19 protein-coding genes are annotated in these 16455 nt (G+C 67.2%); 11 read left to right on the forward strand and 8 right to left on the reverse strand.

From position 1 onward, the window contains the following. Positions 1–11: 11 nt before the first annotated feature. Positions 12–1256 carry a cytochrome P450 gene (locus tag G6N47_RS16860; RefSeq protein WP_083131543.1) on the forward strand — a complete coding sequence of 415 codons (1245 nt, stop codon included), beginning with the start codon at positions 12–14 and terminating at the stop codon, positions 1254–1256. Here G6N47_RS16860 and G6N47_RS16865 read toward each other — a convergent pair. Both G6N47_RS16865 and G6N47_RS16870 read right to left on the reverse strand, forming a co-directional pair. Further along, entirely contained in the window at positions 1219–2067 is an 849-nt protein-coding gene (locus G6N47_RS16865; protein ID WP_083131544.1) for an NAD-dependent protein deacetylase, read from the reverse strand. The genes G6N47_RS16860 and G6N47_RS16865 overlap by 38 nt on opposite strands. Before the next feature lie 10 nt (positions 2068–2077). Next, the gene (locus tag G6N47_RS16870; protein ID WP_083131545.1) at positions 2078–2620 is read right to left on the reverse strand and encodes a cysteine hydrolase family protein; all 543 of its coding nucleotides are present in this window, start codon (positions 2618–2620) and stop codon (positions 2078–2080) included. 58 nt (positions 2621–2678) lie between these two features. Between G6N47_RS16870 and G6N47_RS16875 the strand changes: the two genes are divergently transcribed. Then, entirely contained in the window at positions 2679–4721 is a 2043-nt protein-coding gene (locus G6N47_RS16875; protein WP_083131546.1) for an NAD(+) synthase, read from the forward strand. 3 nt (positions 4722–4724) lie between these two features. On the opposite strand, the gene G6N47_RS16880 is transcribed toward G6N47_RS16875, so the two are convergent. From G6N47_RS16880 to G6N47_RS16900, 5 genes are all read right to left on the reverse strand, one after another. Continuing rightward, positions 4725–5117, reverse strand: a complete 393-nt coding sequence (locus tag G6N47_RS16880) for a PIN domain-containing protein (protein WP_083131547.1) — start codon at positions 5115–5117, stop codon at positions 4725–4727. Beyond that, positions 5114–5335 (reverse strand): ribbon-helix-helix domain-containing protein, encoded by a 222-nt coding sequence (locus G6N47_RS16885; protein WP_083131548.1) that lies wholly within the window; start codon positions 5333–5335, stop codon positions 5114–5116. The genes G6N47_RS16880 and G6N47_RS16885 overlap by 4 nt, the downstream gene beginning before the upstream one ends. A 127-nt stretch (positions 5336–5462) precedes the next feature. Continuing rightward, on the reverse strand, positions 5463–6071 hold the full coding sequence (locus G6N47_RS16890) for a methyltransferase family protein (RefSeq protein WP_083131549.1): 609 nt from the start codon (positions 6069–6071) through the stop codon (positions 5463–5465). Beyond that, on the reverse strand, positions 6068–6895 hold the full coding sequence (locus G6N47_RS16895) for an enoyl-CoA hydratase/isomerase family protein (protein ID WP_083131550.1): 828 nt from the start codon (positions 6893–6895) through the stop codon (positions 6068–6070). Before G6N47_RS16895 ends, G6N47_RS16890 begins: the two co-directional genes overlap by 4 nt. Before the next feature lie 14 nt (positions 6896–6909). Continuing rightward, complete coding sequence (locus G6N47_RS16900; RefSeq protein ID WP_083131551.1) at positions 6910–7761, reverse strand: ribokinase; 852 nt, start codon at positions 7759–7761, stop codon at positions 6910–6912. Positions 7762–7846: 85 nt separating this feature from the next. On the opposite strand from G6N47_RS16900, the gene G6N47_RS16905 reads away from it, so the two are divergent. From G6N47_RS16905 to G6N47_RS16945, 9 genes are all read left to right on the forward strand, one after another. Further along, on the forward strand, positions 7847–9094 hold the full coding sequence (locus G6N47_RS16905) for a glutamate-5-semialdehyde dehydrogenase (protein WP_083131552.1): 1248 nt from the start codon (positions 7847–7849) through the stop codon (positions 9092–9094). Between the two features lie 10 nt (positions 9095–9104). Continuing rightward, the gene (locus G6N47_RS16910) at positions 9105–9980 is read left to right on the forward strand and encodes an AAA family ATPase (RefSeq protein WP_083131553.1); all 876 of its coding nucleotides are present in this window, start codon (positions 9105–9107) and stop codon (positions 9978–9980) included. Then, positions 9980–11425, forward strand: a complete 1446-nt coding sequence (locus G6N47_RS16915) for a vWA domain-containing protein (protein WP_083131554.1) — start codon at positions 9980–9982, stop codon at positions 11423–11425. The genes G6N47_RS16910 and G6N47_RS16915 overlap by 1 nt, the downstream gene beginning before the upstream one ends. Further along, the gene (locus G6N47_RS16920) at positions 11371–12378 is read left to right on the forward strand and encodes an alpha/beta fold hydrolase (RefSeq protein WP_083131555.1); all 1008 of its coding nucleotides are present in this window, start codon (positions 11371–11373) and stop codon (positions 12376–12378) included. Before G6N47_RS16915 ends, G6N47_RS16920 begins: the two co-directional genes overlap by 55 nt. A 307-nt stretch (positions 12379–12685) precedes the next feature. Continuing rightward, positions 12686–13279, forward strand: coding sequence for a nicotinate-nucleotide adenylyltransferase (gene nadD, locus G6N47_RS16925; protein WP_264007113.1), 594 nt, complete (start codon positions 12686–12688; stop codon positions 13277–13279). Next, positions 13276–13644 carry a ribosome silencing factor gene (gene rsfS / locus G6N47_RS16930; RefSeq protein WP_083131557.1) on the forward strand — a complete coding sequence of 123 codons (369 nt, stop codon included), beginning with the start codon at positions 13276–13278 and terminating at the stop codon, positions 13642–13644. Before nadD ends, rsfS begins: the two co-directional genes overlap by 4 nt. Further along, positions 13641–14303 (forward strand): glucosyl-3-phosphoglycerate phosphatase, encoded by a 663-nt coding sequence (gene gpgP, locus G6N47_RS16935; RefSeq protein ID WP_083131558.1) that lies wholly within the window; start codon positions 13641–13643, stop codon positions 14301–14303. Before rsfS ends, gpgP begins: the two co-directional genes overlap by 4 nt. Beyond that, the gene (octT, locus tag G6N47_RS16940; protein WP_083131559.1) at positions 14293–15015 is read left to right on the forward strand and encodes a diglucosylglycerate octanoyltransferase; all 723 of its coding nucleotides are present in this window, start codon (positions 14293–14295) and stop codon (positions 15013–15015) included. The genes gpgP and octT overlap by 11 nt, the downstream gene beginning before the upstream one ends. Further along, on the forward strand, positions 15012–15845 hold the full coding sequence (locus G6N47_RS16945; protein WP_083131560.1) for a DegV family protein: 834 nt from the start codon (positions 15012–15014) through the stop codon (positions 15843–15845). Before octT ends, G6N47_RS16945 begins: the two co-directional genes overlap by 4 nt. A 78-nt stretch (positions 15846–15923) precedes the next feature. Here the strand turns inward: G6N47_RS16945 and G6N47_RS16950 are convergent, their stop codons facing one another. Further along, on the reverse strand, positions 15924–16412 hold the full coding sequence (locus tag G6N47_RS16950; protein WP_232080225.1) for a pyridoxamine 5'-phosphate oxidase family protein: 489 nt from the start codon (positions 16410–16412) through the stop codon (positions 15924–15926). Positions 16413–16455: the final 43 nt, after the last annotated feature.

Consider the following 16455-nt stretch of genomic DNA (forward strand, 5'->3'; position numbering starts at 1 on the left):
TTGTCGCCGCTATGACTGTCCGCACTTACGACCCGATCGACTTGTCCTCGCGCGCGTTCTGGTCGACGACTGCCGCGGACCGGGAACGCTCGTTTGCGGTCCTGCGAGCCGAACGACCGGTCAGCTGGCACCCGCCGGTCGAAGACGCCATGCTGAACGACCCCGATGACCCCGGATTTTGGGCGGTCACGCGACACGCCGACATCGTCACCGTGAGCCGCACCAACGAGGTGTTCCTGTCCGGCAGGGGCGTGATGTTCGAGAATTACCCCGAAGAACTGCTCGAATCGACGCAGTCCTTCCTGGCCATGGACCCGCCACGGCACACCATGCTGCGCAAGCTGGCCACTGCCGCGTTCACGCCACGGCAGGTCCGGCGGATCGAGGACTCCATCAAGGCCAACGCCAAGACCATCGTCGAAGAACTGAAGGCCGCCGGCAGCGGCGCCGATTTCGTCGAACACTGCGCCAAGGAACTGCCGCTGCGCACGCTGTCGGACATGGTCGGCATTCCCGATTCCGAGCGCGAGCGGGTCGCACACGCCGCGGACGCCCTGGTATCGACAAACGACCCCGTGTATCTCGACGGCCGTAACCCGTTGGAGGTCATGTTCGAAAACGTGACGTATCTGCATCAGGTCGCTGGCAGGTTGGCCGCAGAGCGACGTGACCATCCCGGCGACGACCTCTTCACCAGCCTGGTCAACGCCGAGGTCGACGGCGATCGCCTGACCGACGCCGACGTAGCCGCGTATTTTGTGTTGCTTGCCGTGGCCGGCAACGACACCACTCGCCAGACCACCAGCCATGCCCTGCGGGCGCTCACCGACTTTCCCGACCAACGAGCCTGGCTGCTGGAGGATTTCGACAACCGCATCGGCATGGCGGTCGAGGAGTTCATCCGGTTCGCGTCACCGGTGATGAACTTCCGGCGCACGGCCGCAACCGATTACGAGCTGGGCGGCCAGACCATCCGGGCCGGCGAGAAAGTCGCGATGTTCTATGCGTCCGGCAACTGGGACGACCGGGTTTTCGACCGCCCGGAGCGGTTCGATCTGAGTCGAGACCCCAACCCGCACGTCGGTTTCGGCGGCGGCGGACAGCACTACTGCCTCGGGACACACGTGGCGCGGGCGCAACTGCGTGCCATCTTCGGTGAGTTGCTAAGGCAGCTGCCCGATATCGAAGCCGGTGATCCCGAATACCTGGCGGGCAGCTTCATTCACGGCATCCGCAAGATGCCCTGCACGTTCTGAGCTCGTCGGCCAACAGGGTCAGCAACTCCGAGCAGCCGCCGTCGACCTTGACGGTGGCCAGCTCGTCGCCACGGGTAGGGCCGCGGTTGACGATCGCGATCGGCATCCCGCGTGCGGCGGCGTGCCGCACAAACCGGTAGCCGGAATACACGGTCAGCGACGACCCAGCCACCAGCAAGGCATCGGCATCGTCGATCAACGAATATGCCTGTGCGACAAGGTCTTTGGGCACACTCTCACCGAAGTAGACGATGTCGGGCTTGAGCATCCCGCCGCAGGCCCGGCAGTCCAGGTAGCGGAACGAGGCGGTGTCGGCGACGACGGCGTCGGCGTCGGGAGCCACCGCCAGCCCGCCGACGGCCTCCGCTCGCTCGAGGAATCCGGGGTTGAGTGCCTCCAGCTTTTCGGCCAGCGCCGCACGCGACATCGTCAGCCCACACCGCAAACACACCACCTGCGCATAGCTGCCGTGCAGGTTCACTACCGTCCGGCTGCCGGCCTTGGTGTGCAGCAGGTCGACGTTCTGGGTGATCACACCCGCCACCACCCCGGCGCGCTCCAGCGCGGCCAGCGCGTGGTGCCCGGCGTTGGGCATCGTGTCGTGCATGTGTCGCCAGCCGACATGGTTGCGGGCCCAATACCGTTGCCGGAACAGCGGATCGGAGGTGAACTGGCGAATCGTCATGGGATTGCTGGGCGGCGAATCCGGCCCGCGGTAGTCGGGGATCCCCGAGTCGGTGGATATCCCTGCGCCGGTCAGCACCGCCACCCGGCGACCGGCCAACGCGGCGACCAGCTCGGGGGATTCCACCCAATCGAGATTAGCCGTCCAGACAGTCCGCCGCCGTGGTCAGCGCGGCTTCCATGTTGGCCTCCATCATCTTGCACGCCGCCGCGCCCAGCTCGGCGTCGATGTGGGCGACCGCATCGCGCGGCACTACGACCGGAAAGTGGCGCACATAGGCGTCCAGCGCGCTGTAGAGGATGCACTGTTCGGTGACCTGCCCGGTTAGGATCAACCGCTTGGTGTCCAGCCGGCCCAGCAGATACGCCAGCGGCGTGGAATAGAACACGCTGTGGCGCACCTTGGTCACCTGCCGGCTGCCCTCGGCCGGCACGATCGGCCGCACCAGATCCGGACGCGCGCCGTCGAGCGCCGAGCGGACGATGTCGGAAAACTCGGCGGTGAAATCGCCGTAGTTGTCGTTGACGTAGACCAGGTCGACATCGTCGCGCTCACGTGCGCGGCGGACTAGATCGGCCAGCGGATCGATGATTTCTTCGACATTGGGTATCAGTAGTTCGGCGTCGGAATGCTGGTAGTCGTTCAGCATGTCGACGACCAGCACAGCGGTGTCGCTCATGATCAGTTGATACCCAATGGGCAACTATTGACACCGGCCGGGCGACAATGGGAAGACGATGGACTTCTACAACGCCTACAGCCAGGGCTTCGTCCGGGTCGCCGCGTGCACACACCACACCACGATCGCCGACCCGGCGGCCAACGCCGCCGCGGTTCTGCGGATGGCCCGGGAATGCCACGACGACGGCGTCGCGCTGGCCGTCTTCCCGGAGCTGACACTGTCCGGCTACTCGATCGAGGACATCCTGCTGCAGGACGTGCTGCTCGACGCGGTCGAGGACGCGGTGGTCGACATCGTGGTGGCCTCCACCGACCTGTTGCCCGTGCTGGTGATCGGTGCGCCGCTGCGCTACCGGCACCGCATCTACAACACCGCCGTCGTCATCCACCGCGGCGCGGTTCTCGGCGTGGCGCCCAAGTCGTATCTGCCGACCTACCGCGAGTTCTACGAACGGCGCCAGATCGCGCCGGGCAACGACGAGCGCGGCATCATCCGGATCGGCGACATCCAGGCCCCGTTCGGGCCCGACTTGTTGTTCACTGCCTCGGACGTGCGCGATTTCGTGTTGCACGTCGAAATCTGCGAGGACATGTTCGTTCCGATTCCGCCGAGCGCAGAGGCGGCGCTGGCCGGTGCGACGGTGTTGGCCAACCTTTCCGGCAGCCCGATCACGATCGGCCGCGCCGAGGACCGCTGCCTGCTGGCGCGTTCCGCATCGTCGCGCTGCCTGGCCGCATACGTCTACGCCGCCGCCGGGGAAGGGGAGTCGACCACCGACCTGGCCTGGGACGGCCAGACGATGATCTGGGAAAACGGGGTATCGCTGGCGATGTCGGAGCGCTTCCCCAAAGGGGAGCGACGCTCGGTGGCCGATGTCGACCTCGAATTGCTGCGCTCCGAACGGCTTCGGATGGGCACCTTCGACGACAACCGTCGCCACCACCGCGATCTGTCAGGGTCCTTCCGGCGCATCGACTTTCGGCTGGATCCGCCGGCCGGCGACATTGGCCTGCTGCGCGAGGTCCAGCGGTTCCCGTTCGTGCCGTCCGACCCGAACCGGCTGGAACAAGATTGCTACGAGGCCTACAACATCCAGGTCGCTGGGCTCGAGCAGCGGCTGCGCGCGCTGGACTACCCCAAGCTCGTCATCGGCATTTCCGGCGGATTGGACTCGACGCATGCGCTGATCGTCGCCGCCCATGCGATGGACCGCGAAAACCGGCCTCGCAGCGACATTCTGGCGTTCACGCTGCCGGGGTTCGCTACCGGCGAGCGCACCAAGAAGAACGCGATCAGGCTGTCGCGGGCGCTGGGCGTCACGTTCGAGGAAATCGACATCAGCGACACCGCCAAGCTGATGCTGACCAACATGAATCACCCGTTCGCGCGCGGCGAAGAGGTCTACGACGTCACCTTCGAGAACGTCCAGGCCGGCCTGCGCACCGACTACCTGTTCCGGTTGGCCAATCAGCGGGGCGGCATCGTGCTGGGCACCGGCGACCTGTCCGAGCTGGCGCTGGGCTGGTCCACATACGGTGTCGGCGACCAGATGTCGCATTACAACATCAACGGCGGAGTGCCGAAAACGTTGATCCAGCACCTAATTCGGTGGGTGATCTCGTCGGGGCAATTCGACGAGGAGGTCTGCGACACCCTGCAGTCGGTGCTCGACACCGAGATCACCCCCGAACTGGTGCCGGCCGGCGAGGACGAGGAGATCCAGAGTAGCGAAGCAAAGGTCGGACCGTATGTGCTGCAAGACTTTTCACTATTCCAAGTCCTGCGCTTCGGTTTCCGGCCGTCGAAGATCGCATTTTTGGCCTGGCATGCGTGGAGCGACCCGGATCACGGCAGCTGGCCGGCCGGCTTCCCAGACGACAAGCGGCCGTCGTATTCGCTGAGCGAGATCCGGCACTGGCTGCAGGTCTTCGTGCAGCGCTTCTACTCGTTCAGCCAGTTCAAGCGCTCCGCACTTCCCAACGGGCCCAAGGTTTCTCACGGCGGATCGCTGTCCCCGCGGGGGGACTGGCGAGCACCGTCGGACATGTCCGCGCGCGCCTGGCTCGAGGAGATCGACCGCGACATCCCCGAGGAGTGACGGTCAGGGTCTCAGCTCGACGAATCCGGCTGCGCTGAAGTCACCGTCGAATGCGTAGGCATTGTGGACCTTTTTCTTACGCATCAGCGCGAAACTCGTCGCGTCGACGAACGAGTACTCTCGCTCGTCGTGTCGAGCCAGCCATAACCAGGCTTGCTCCTCCAGTTCTGCCGTGATGTGCTCGACCCGAACGATGGCGCTGTACCGGATCGCGGCCGCGGCCGCTGCGGCCCGATGACCGCAACGCCGGTTGAGCAGCGTCCAGGTTTCGCCCAGGACATGATTCGATGTCACCACGACGGGAGGCCTGCTGGCCCAAAGTTCCTTGGCAATGTCATGTCGAGCGTCCGTCGCGTTGCCGAGCGCAGCCCAGAAGGACGTATCAACGAAGGTCATTCGCGCGGCCCGTAGACGGCCTCATCAACTGATGCGGACAAGTCGGCACCGCTGTCGAATGATCCGATGAAGTCGTCGACTGGGTCTCGGTGGGGCTTGCGAAGGCGATCGGCCACGTACTCCCGGATGAGAGCTGCCTTCGACTTGCGCCGCCGCCGGGCTTCAACTCCGAGCGCCTGGTCAACGTCCTCTTCGATATATATCTGCAGCCGCTTCATGGTTCAGTTATACGCCATATTGGCAGATGATGTATACATCGCAGTTTGCGGCCGTATGCCTCATATTCGCTCGTGATGCGGAAGCGAACAGCACACTCGATGGCCTGCGGTGAAACCGAACCGCTGATTAACGATGGATCAACCCCACGCCGGCGATGAATCGGCCGACACTGGCCGTGTAGGCACGGCAGGCGTCACCGTGTTTGCTCAGGAGGTACGGTTCCTCGACGCGGCGGACCTGCAGCTCGATGGCGGCGACGAGTAACGCGAACCCGACGATCGCCACAAAATTGGGTGCCACCAGTGCGATCCCCGCCGCGAACGCCAGCATCGCGGTGTAGGTGGGATTGCGCACCCGGCCGAACACGCCGGTGCTCACCAGCGCGGTGGTCTCGCTGTCATCCACACCGATGCGCCACGAGTCACCCATGTCGATTTGCGCCCAGACCAACAGCATGATGCCGACCACCGCCGCGACGATGCCGACGATGTGGATCCATGCCTCGTGCACAAAGGGCGTGACGACACCGCATAGTTGCAGTACCGGTCCGGCCACCGCCACCACAAGGGCGGCGACGAAGCCCACGCCAGCGAGCCATTCCGTCGAACCAATCCGGCCACTGATACCGCGGAAGCCGGTCGAGCCGGTACGTCGTCGCTGTAACCAACTGCGCCAACCGAATCCGAGCAGACCAAACACGGCCCACAGTGTCAGCGCGACTGCCGCTTCGGTCACAACCGGCCGTCCACCCGCAGATCGGGATGCACCCAATTCGGCGACCGCCGTTCGCTGAACGCGAGGAAGCCCTCGACGGCCTCGGGTCCCTCGATGCTGGCCTCCATACCGATGCGGTCGTAGAGCCCGAGGTAGTTGTCCAGGCTTGCTTTGACGACCCGTCGCGCGCCGGGCGCGGTGCGGCACGCTTGGCCGAGAACCTCGCGCGCGGCGTCCATCAACTCGTCATGCGGCACCATCCGCGCGACCATGCCCCATTCGACGGCCTCCGCCGCAGACAGGGTCCGCCCAGTGAACATCAGGTCGCGGGTCCGCACCGGCCCGATGATGCGCGCCAGCATTTGGCTGTAATAGGTGTCGGCGATGCCGCGGTACAACTCCGGCACCCGAAACGTCGCCCGATCACTGACGACGGCGACGTCGCTGCACATCGCGATCTGCAGGCCGCCGCCCTGGCACAAGCCGTTGACCGCGGACACCACCGGCTTGGCCGATTTGCGCAGCGTGTCAAACGGTGTCACATCCAGCGACAGCGCCGAGCCCCACTGCATCCAGTTGTCGTCGCGGCCGCCTCCGCCCAGGTCGCCGCCCGGCGCGAACACGTCACCGGTTCCGGTGATGATCAGCCCGGCCAGGTCCGCGTCGGCGTTGACCCGGCTGACGGCGTAGCGGATGCCGAAATACATTGCCGGCGTCATGGCGTTGCGCGCCTCCGGCCGGTCAAGCGTGACGATCGCGAACGGGCCTTCGCGGGTGAATTTCAGGAACTTGGTGCCCAACCAATCGCCGTCGGGCGGGCGTGGGCTGCTGTCGGCGCTCGGCATCAAAGGACGATAACTCAGTTACCGAAGGCCGCATCGTCGATGGCCTTGCTCAGCGGAGCGCACTCGCCGGCGCCGGGGACCAGCGTCGCCAGGGCACCCGCCGCGCAGGCCCGCCGCAGCGCGTAGTCGCGACCGGTCAGCCACCCGGCAGCCAGCACGCCGGCGAACACGTCGCCCGCGCCGGCAGTGTCGACCGCCTGCACCGCCGGCGCGGCAACCGTGAAGTCTCCGTCGGCCCCGGTGTAGGTTGCGCCGGCCGCGCCGCGGGTGATCACGCGATGCTCCACCGGCCAAACCCAGTGCTCGGCTTCGGTTTCGTTGACGATCAACACGTCGGTGAACTCAGCCAGCTCGTGCGGGTCACGGCCCGCGGGCGAGGCGTTGAGCATGACGATCGTGCCGGCTGCGCGTGCTTGCCGGGCGGCCGCCGCGGCGCTGGCTACCGGAATCTCCAACTGCAGCAACAACACATCGCAATCGGTGATGATCGCACGGACCGCGGCCGAGTCGATCGTCAAGTCGCCGTTGGCGCCCGGCGCCACCACAATGGCGTTCTCGCCGACGGAATCCACCATGACGACCGCCGCCCCGCTGGGCCCGGGCACGCTGATCAGCCCTTCCGTACCCACGCCGTTGCAGGCCAGGTGGTTGCGCAGCCGCTCGGCGGCCGGGTCGTCTCCCACCGCACCGACGAACTGCACCCGAGCGCCGGCGCGGGCCGCCGCCACCGCCTGATTGGCGCCCTTGCCGCCGGGCGTGGTGCGCGCCGATGTCGCCAGCACCGTCTCACCAGGGCGCGGCAACGTCTCGACGTCGAACACGCTGTCCATATTCACGCTGCCCACCACGCAGACCCGTGCCGCCACCCCGCCGACGTTATGGAGTCGCCCCGGGTTACACAACGAGTCAGCCGCCTCGTCGCAGTTCCTCGACGCCCGATACCCTGGGCTGATGAGTGTGCACGCCCCGCCGCGGCCCGACCTGCGCCAAGAGGTGCACGACGCCGCGCGCCGGGCCCGGGTCGCCGCCCGGGTGCTGGCCACGCTGCCGACCGCGGCCAAGGACCACGCGTTGCGCGCCGCCGCCGACGCGGTGGTGGCCCACGTCGACCAGATCCTTTCAGCCAACGCCGACGACCTGAACGCCGCCCGGGCCGCCGGCACGCCGGAGGCCATGCTGGACCGGCTGGCTTTGAACCCGGGGCGCGTCGACGGCATCGCCGACGGGTTACGCCAAGTCGCCGGCCTGCCCGACCCCGTGGGTGAGGTCCTGCGCGGCTACACCCTGCCCAATGGGTTGCAGCTGCGCCAGCAGCGGGTGCCGCTGGGCGTGGTCGGCATGGTTTACGAGGGCCGGCCCAACGTCACCGTCGACGCGTTCGGTTTGGCGCTCAAATCCGGCAACGCCGCACTGCTGCGTGGCAGCTCGTCGGCCGCCAAGTCCAACGCGGCACTTGTCGATGTACTGCGCGCCGCGCTGACCAGCGAGGACCTGCCGGCCGACGCGGTGCAGCTGCTTTCCGCCGAAGACCGCTCCACCGTCACCCATCTGATCCAGGCCCGCGGGCTTGTCGACGTGGTGATCCCGCGCGGGGGAGCCGGCCTGATCGACGCTGTAGTGCGTGACGCGCAGGTGCCGACAATCGAGACCGGTGTCGGCAACTGTCACGTCTACGTCGACGGAGCCGCCGACTTGGACGTCGCGGAAAAGGTGCTGCTGAACTCCAAGACCCGCCGGCCCAGCGTCTGCAATGCCGCCGAGACGCTGCTGGTCGACACGGCGATCGCCGGGCAGGCGCTGCCCCGGCTGGTCGGGGCGCTGCAGGACGCCGGGGTAACCGTGCACCTCGACGCCTCCGACGACGAGCTGCGGCGCGAGTTCCTATCGATGGACATCGCCGTGGCGGTAGTCGACGGCGTCGACGCGGCGATCGAGCACATCAACGAATACGGCACCGGCCACACCGAGTCGATTGTGACCACGAATATGGCTGCGGCGCAACGCTTTACCGAGCGAGTCGATGCGGCGGCGGTGATGGTGAACGCGTCGACGGCGTTCACCGACGGCGAGCAGTTCGGTTTCGGCGCCGAGATCGGCATCTCCACCCAGAAGCTGCACGCCCGCGGCCCGATGGGGCTGCCGGAATTGACCTCAACCAAGTGGATCGTCTGGGGAGACGGCCACACCCGTGTTCCCTAGGAGAATCCCTGTGACCGTTCCCGCACGGCCTGTGCCCCTCTTCGCCGACATCGACGACGTCGGCCGGCGGCTGGCCGAAACCGGCTACCTGCCCGACACCGCCACCGCGACCGCGGTCTTCCTGGCCGACCGGCTGGGTAAGCCGCTGCTGGTCGAAGGGCCCGCCGGCGTCGGCAAGACGGAGTTGGCCCGCGCCGTCGCACAGGCCACCGGGTCGGGCCTGGTCCGGCTGCAGTGCTACGAGGGCGTCGACGAGGCCCGCGCGCTGTACGAGTGGAACCACGCCAAGCAGATTCTGCGCATCCAGGCCGGCTCCGGCGACTGGGACCAGACCAAGACCGACGTGTTCTCCGAGGAATTCCTGCTGTCCCGGCCGCTGCTGACCGCGATCCGGCGCACCGAGCCGACCGTGTTGCTGGTCGACGAAACCGACAAGGCCGACATCGAGATCGAGGGACTGCTGCTGGAGGTGTTGAGCGACTTCGCAGTGACGGTGCCGGAGCTGGGCACCATCACCGCGGAGCGGGCGCCGTTCGTGGTGCTGACCTCCAATGCCACCCGGGAGCTGTCCGAGGCGCTCAAGCGCCGCTGCCTGTTCCTGCACATCGACTTCCCCAGTCCGGAGCTGGAGCGGCGCATCCTGTTGTCCCGTGTTCCCGAGCTGCCCGCGCACCTGGCCGAGGAACTGGTGCGCATCATCGGCGTGCTGCGCGGCATGCAACTCAAGAAGCTGCCGTCAGTTGCCGAGACCATCGACTGGGGCCGCACGCTGTTGGCGCTGGGCCTGGACACCATCGACGACGCGACGATCGCCGCCACGCTGGGCGTCGTGCTCAAACACCAATCCGACCAGCAACGCGCTGGCGCAGAGCTTCGACTGAACTGATGGCCGTCCGCCGCGTCCGCCCCAGCCAGCCGCTGGCCCCGCACGGGCTGCCCGGCCACCTGGTCGAGTTCGTGGAAGCTCTACGCGGGCAAGGTATTTCGGTTGGCCCGTCGGAGACTGTGGACGCCGGTCGGGTGATGGCGGTGCTCGGGCTGGGCGACCGGGAGGTGCTGCGCGAGGGCATCGCCTGTGCGGTGCTGCGCCGCCCCGACCACCGCGAGACCTACGACGCGATGTTCGACCTGTGGTGGCCGGCCGCGTTGGGTGCACGGGCGGTGGTGACGGACGACGTCGAGGACGAACTTCCCGATTTGCAGCTGCCGGCCGACGACATCGAAGCCATGCGTCAGATGCTCGTCGACCTGCTGACGCAGAACGCCGACCTGGCCGACATGGACGAGCGGCTGGTCGCGATGATCGCCCAAATCGTGGAGGCCTACGGCAAATACAGCTCCAGCCGCGGCCCGTCGTACTCGTCGTATCAGGCGCTCAAGGCGATGGCGCTGGACCAGCTCGAGGGGCGGCTGCTGGCCGGGCTACTGGCGCCCTACGGCGACGAGCCCACTCCCACGCAGGAGGAGATCGCCAAAGCGCTTGCTGCGCAGCGGATCACCCAGCTACGCAAGATGGTCGACGCGGAAACCAAGCGTCGTACCGCCGAACAGCTGGGCCGTGACCACGTTCAGATGTACGGCATCCCACAGCTTTCCGAGAACGTCGAATTTCTGCGCGCCTCGGGTGACCAGCTGCGCCAGATGCGCCGGGTGGTGGCGCCGCTGGCCCGCACATTGGCCACCCGGTTGGCGGCCCGGCGGCGTCGCGCCCGCGCGGGCGCGATCGACCTGCGCAAGACGCTGCGCCGCTCGATGTCCACCGGCGGCGTCCCGATCGACCTGGTGCTGCGCAAGCCGCGCCCTGCCCGTCCCGAATTAGTGGTGCTGTGCGACGTGTCGGGTTCGGTCGCCGGGTTCAGCCACTTCACGCTGCTATTGGTACATGCTCTGCGCCAACAGTTTTCGCGTGTGCGCGTCTTCGCCTTCATCGACACCACCGACGAGGTTACCCATCTGTTCGGACCCGACGCCGACTTGGCGGTGGCCATCCAGCGGATCACCCGCGAGGCCGGGGTCTACACCCGCGACGGGCATTCGGATTACGGCAACGCGTTCGTGTCGTTCACCGAGCAATTCCACAATGTGCTGTCGCCGCGCAGCTCACTGCTGGTGCTCGGCGACGGCCGCACCAACTACCGCGACCCGGCGACTGACGTGCTGTCGCATATGGTGACCGCGAGCCGGCATGCGCATTGGCTCAACCCCGAGCCCAAACACCTTTGGGGCAGCGGCGATTCGGCGGTGCCGCGCTACCAAGAGGTGATCACCATGCACGAATGCCGGTCGGCCAAGCAGCTGGCCGGCGTGATCGACCAACTGCTGCCCGTGTGACCTCCCTTCTGCCGCGAGCGTGCGTGTCCCAGTGGCGTGCCATGCTGGCCGCTATGGCTCGCCCATCAGCGTTCCAATCCGATAGCGCGCGCGCCGACTACTGCCGGCTGTACGACGAGGCAATCGCGCTCTCGCCGGTCCCCGTCGACGAATCGGACGTCGAGACCTCTTTCGGCACAACACACATCTTGACCGCCGGCGATCCCTCGAAACCGCCGCTCGTCGCACTGCACGCCATGTCGATGGGGTCGACGATGTGGCTGCCGCTGCTGCCTGCGCTCACCGCTTCCCATCATGTGCGAATGCTCGACTCCGTCGGAGATGTCGGCAAGAGCGTGGCGACGGGTGTCTTGTCTTCGCCCGCTTGCGTGATCCAATGGATCAACGAGGTCCTCGACGAGCTCGCCGTTGAGCGCGCCGCGTTCGTCGCGGCATCCTTGGGTACGTGGATGGCGACGCACTACGCGGTCGCCCGCCCAGAGCGCGTGGAACGGCTGGCGCTCGTCGGCCCCGCCGGCATCGTCACTTCGCAGCACACCCGCTGGCTTGTTCGGGCATTCATGGCCGCTCGCATTCGGCCGACGCGGGCAAAGATCGAGGCCTTCGTCGATTCCTTGGCGATGAAGTCGACACAACAGAAGATGCGTACCGACCCGTGGCGGCCGATCGTGCAACAGTTGATCGTCGGACTGGAAACCTTCCGGCGCAATCTGCACGAGCCGCGGCCGGTGCGCTGCAAGATTGAGCCGCTTGCGGCGAGCGGCGTCCCCGTTCTTGCACTAGTGGGACGGGACGAGAAGCTGCACGACGGCGCGACGATGGCGCGCCGCTTCCGCCAGAAACTGCCGGGCGCCCAAGTGCGGCTGGTTGACGACGCCAATCACCTCATCTTCATCGACCAGCAGGACCTCGTAACGAAGCAGCTCGGAAAGTTCCTCAGCGCCGCGAGTTAGCGCTGGTCGGCATCGCGTAACCCGCGCACGACGGCGTCGTCAATCTTGCACCCGCTACCCGGGACGGTAAGGCGGCCGTCGCGTTCGTGGAGCAAATCGCCGGCCGCCGGCGCCGTACCGACCTAACCGCTCGCCACGCCCACTCGATGGCCGCGCACATGACCCAAACCCTACCCGGCGACAGGTCCGGCACCCGCTCGCGAGCGTGCATAGTTGCACGTGATCAGTGGCGGTATCGACGTACAACTACGCACGTTCGCGGCTAAGCGACGCTCCAGTAAGCTGGCAAATCGTGCGAAAGCGGCGGCTGGGAGTGATGGGTGGGACATTTGATCCCATCCACAACGGCCACCTGGTCGCGGCCAGCGAAGTGGCTGACCGGTTCGACCTCGACGAAGTGGTGTTCGTGCCGACCAGCCAGCCTTGGCAGAAGAGCCGGCAGGTCAGCGGGGCCGAAGACCGCTACCTGATGACCGTCGTCGCCACGGCGTCCAACCCGCGCTTCTCGGTGAGCCGGGTCGACATCGACCGCGGCGGCCTCACCTACACCAAGGACACGTTGCGGGATCTGCACACGCTCAACCCCGACTCCGAGCTGTTCTTCATCACCGGCGCCGACGCGCTGGCGTCGATCCTGTCCTGGCATGACTTGGAGGAGCTGTTTGCGATGGCGCGGTTCGTCGGGGTCAGCCGGCCCGGCTACGAACTGGGCCGTGAACATCTCGCGGATGTCCTCAAGGGGTTGCCCGACGACGCGCTCACCTTGCTCGAGATTCCGGCACTGGCGATCTCGTCGACCGACTGCCGCCGCCGCGCCGCCGAGGGTCGGCCGTTGTGGTACCTGATGCCCGACGGCGTCGTGCAGTACATCTCGAAACGAGAGCTCTACCGCAAACCATGACGGCCACCAAGGAAGCCATCGACATGGCGACGGTGGCCGCGAACGCCGCCGCGGCCAAACTCGCCGACGACGTCGTGGTCATCGACGTCTCCGGGCAGCTGGTCATCACCGACTGCTTCGTGATCGCGTCGGCGTCCAACGAGCGGCAGGTCAACGCGATCGTCGACGAGGTCGAGGAGAAAATGCGCCGGGCCGGTTACAAGCCCGCACGCCGCGAGGGTGCCCGCGAAGGCCGGTGGACGCTGCTCGACTACGTCGACATCGTCGTCCACATTCAGCACCAGGACGAGCGCGACTTCTACTCCCTTGACCGGCTCTGGCGTGACTGCCCGACCGTGGACGTGAACCTGGAGAGCACGCCGTGAAAATCCGCCGGCTGCTGATGCTGCGGCACGGGCAGACCGACTTCAACCTCGGCAGCCGGATGCAGGGCCAGCTGGACACCGAACTGAGCGAGCTGGGTCGCGCGCAGGCCGTCGCCGCGGCCGAGGTGCTGAGCAAGCATCAGCCGCTGCTGATCGTCACCTCGGATTTGCGGCGCGCCTACGACACCGCCGTGGTCCTGGGGGAGCGCACCGGCCTGCGGCTGCGGGTCGACAACCGCCTGCGCGAAACGCATCTCGGCGACTGGCAGGGCATGACGCACACGCAGATCGACGCGGCCGCGCCCGGGGCCCGGCTGGCCTGGCGCGAGGACGCCACCTGGGCGCCGCACGGCGGGGAGAGCCGGGTCGACGTGGCCGGCCGCAGCATGCCGCTGATCGACGAACTGGTCACCGGCGAACCGGACTGGGGCGCCGACGAGCGACCGGTGGTGCTGGTCGCCCACGGCGGCCTGATCGCCGCGCTGACCGCGGCGCTGCTGCGGCTGCCGGTCGAAAACTGGCCCGCGCTGGGCGGAATGGGCAACGCCAGCTGGACGCAACTGTCCGGCCACTCCGACGACGACGCCGGCTTGGACGCCATTCGCTGGCGCCTCGACGTGTGGAACGCTTCGGCACAGGTCGCAGGCGATGTCCTCTGAGTCGCGGTCGGTACTGCTGATTTTCGCCGACTCGCTGGCCTACTACGGCCCGACCGGTGGTCTGCCCGCCGACGACCCACGAATCTGGCCCAATATCGTTGGCGCACAACTGGGTTGGGATGTCGAACTGATCGGGCGCATCGGATGGACCTGCCGCGACGTCTGGTGGGCGGCCACCCAGGACCCGCGTGCTTGGGCCGCGTTGCCGAAAGCGGGCGCGGTGATCTTCGCGACCGGCGGGATGGACTCGCTGCCGTCGGTGTTGCCGACGGCGCTGCGCGAGCTGATCCGCTACGTGCGCCCGCCGTGGCTGCGGCGCTGGGTGCGCGACGGCTACGGCTGGCTGCAGCCGCGGCTGTCCCCGTTCGCCCGGGCCGCACTGCCGCCGCACCTGAGCGTCGAATACCTCGAAGCGACCCGCGGCGCAATCGATTTCAATCGCCCGGGCATCCCGATCGTGGCGTCGCTGCCGTCGGTGCACATCGCCGAAACCTACGGCAAAGCCCATCACGGCCGGCCGGGCACGGCCGCGGCGATCACCGAATGGGCGCAGCAGCATGATATTCCGCTGGTCGACTTGAAAGCTGCTGTGGCTGAACACATCATGAGCGGTCGCGGCAACCCCGACGGCATCCACTGGAATTTCGAGGCTCACCAGGCGGTCGCCGAGTTGATGCTTAAGGCGCTGGCCGAAGCCGGCGTCAAGTCATGACCGTCGTAGTCGTCACCGACTCGTCGTCGCGGCTGCCCGACGACCTGCGGCGCAAGTGGTCGATCCGCCAAGTGCCACTGCACATCCTGCTCGACGACACCGACTTGCGCGACGGCGTCGACGACATTCCCGACGACGTCCACCTACGTCCCGGGGCGACCACCGCCGCGGCCACCCCGGCCGAACTCGCCGAGGTGTACCGACAGGCGCTTTCCGACAGCGGCGGCGACGGGGTAGTGGCGGTGCACCTTTCGGCGGCGCTGTCGGGGACGGTCGGCGCCGCCGAGACGACGGCCGCCGAGATCGGTTCGGGGGTGCGGGTCGTCGACTCGAGGTCGACGGCGATGAACACCGGTTTCGTTGCGCTGGCCGCGGCCCGCGCCGCGGCCGATGGCGCCGACCTGGACACCGTCACGCAGGCCGCCGCGGCCGCGGTGGGCCGCAATCACGGCTTCATCGTCGTGCACCGGCTGGACAACCTGCGGCGCAGCGGACGGATCGGCGGCGCCGCGGCCTGGCTGGGCACCGCGCTGTCACTCAAGCCGTTGCTGCGCATCGACGACGGCAAACTCGTTCTGGCGCAACGTGTTCGCACCGCTAGCAAGGCGGTGGCGGCGATGATTGACCGGGTCTGCGACGTCGTCGGCGATCGCCCTGCGGCGCTTGCGGTGCATCACGTGGCCAATCCCGACGGCGCCGACGCCGTCGCCGCTGCGCTGGCCGAGCGGCTGCCGGCGTGCGAACCGGCGATCGTGAGCGACCTGGGCCCGGTGCTGGCGCTGCACGTTGGTGCCGGCGCGCTCGCCGTGTGCGTGGAGGTTCCCGAGTAGGCGGTCATTCGACGAAATTTCGGCATAGCGTCTCACGGTTCTCGCCGGCCTACTGGTGGATAGCCGCAGCAGGTCCATTCAGAATCGCCAATGTGTGGCGCCACCGGGGTCGACCGTGGCGAGTGCTGTGGCGGCGCGCGGGGCCAGTCGGTAGACGAACCACGGTGGCGGTCCAGCGGATTGTGCGCTGTAGTCCGCCGTGATGGCGCAGCCGGTTTCGTCGACACGCGCCGGCCATCCCTCGGCTGCCCACCGTGCCGCCATGTCCGCCACGATGGACGGATCGGTGACCTGTTGCGCCGAGCCTTCCACCACGAGGTCGAATTCCCGTGTGGCGAGACTTAGCGCGCACCGCGCATCTCGGGCGATATTTCGCGCCTTGCGGGTTTGCTTGCCGGTTTCAAACCAGAACGCGCCGTCCACCCACAGCGTGCCGATACCCGTAATGTGTGGACTGCCGTCTGAATTGATTGTCGTCAGCCAGCAAGTGTGCCGGTCCGGACCACCGGAACCGGGAGCTTGACCGAAGCCCTTGTCCAGCCGGGCCGCCACATCATCCCATTCCATGATCGGCAAGCTATACAGGTCTGCGAGATTCCTAGCGTCCATA

This window comes from Mycobacterium branderi, assembly GCF_010728725.1.
Taxonomy (GTDB): domain Bacteria; phylum Actinomycetota; class Actinomycetes; order Mycobacteriales; family Mycobacteriaceae; genus Mycobacterium; species Mycobacterium branderi.

What these genes read in the sequence shown, in the direction of transcription:
- G6N47_RS16915 (WP_083131554.1), top strand. Translation starts at nt 9,980, where the DNA reads ATGGCCGTCCGCCGCGTCCGCCCCAGCCAGCCGCTGGCCCCGCACGGG.
- G6N47_RS16950 (WP_232080225.1), bottom strand. Translation starts at nt 16,412, where the DNA reads ATGGAATGGGATGATGTGGCGGCCCGGCTGGACAAGGGCTTCGGTCAA.
- G6N47_RS16875 (WP_083131546.1), top strand. Translation starts at nt 2,679, where the DNA reads ATGGACTTCTACAACGCCTACAGCCAGGGCTTCGTCCGGGTCGCCGCG.
- G6N47_RS16945 (WP_083131560.1), top strand. Translation starts at nt 15,012, where the DNA reads ATGACCGTCGTAGTCGTCACCGACTCGTCGTCGCGGCTGCCCGACGAC.
- G6N47_RS16920 (WP_083131555.1), top strand. Translation starts at nt 11,371, where the DNA reads ATGCCGGTCGGCCAAGCAGCTGGCCGGCGTGATCGACCAACTGCTGCC.
- G6N47_RS16885 (WP_083131548.1), bottom strand. Translation starts at nt 5,335, where the DNA reads ATGAAGCGGCTGCAGATATATATCGAAGAGGACGTTGACCAGGCGCTC.
- G6N47_RS16860 (WP_083131543.1), top strand. Translation starts at nt 12, where the DNA reads ATGACTGTCCGCACTTACGACCCGATCGACTTGTCCTCGCGCGCGTTC.
- G6N47_RS16880 (WP_083131547.1), bottom strand. Translation starts at nt 5,117, where the DNA reads ATGACCTTCGTTGATACGTCCTTCTGGGCTGCGCTCGGCAACGCGACG.
- G6N47_RS16870 (WP_083131545.1), bottom strand. Translation starts at nt 2,620, where the DNA reads ATGAGCGACACCGCTGTGCTGGTCGTCGACATGCTGAACGACTACCAG.
- rsfS (WP_083131557.1), top strand. Translation starts at nt 13,276, where the DNA reads ATGACGGCCACCAAGGAAGCCATCGACATGGCGACGGTGGCCGCGAAC.
- G6N47_RS16905 (WP_083131552.1), top strand. Translation starts at nt 7,847, where the DNA reads ATGAGTGTGCACGCCCCGCCGCGGCCCGACCTGCGCCAAGAGGTGCAC.
- octT (WP_083131559.1), top strand. Translation starts at nt 14,293, where the DNA reads ATGTCCTCTGAGTCGCGGTCGGTACTGCTGATTTTCGCCGACTCGCTG.
- G6N47_RS16895 (WP_083131550.1), bottom strand. Translation starts at nt 6,895, where the DNA reads ATGCCGAGCGCCGACAGCAGCCCACGCCCGCCCGACGGCGATTGGTTG.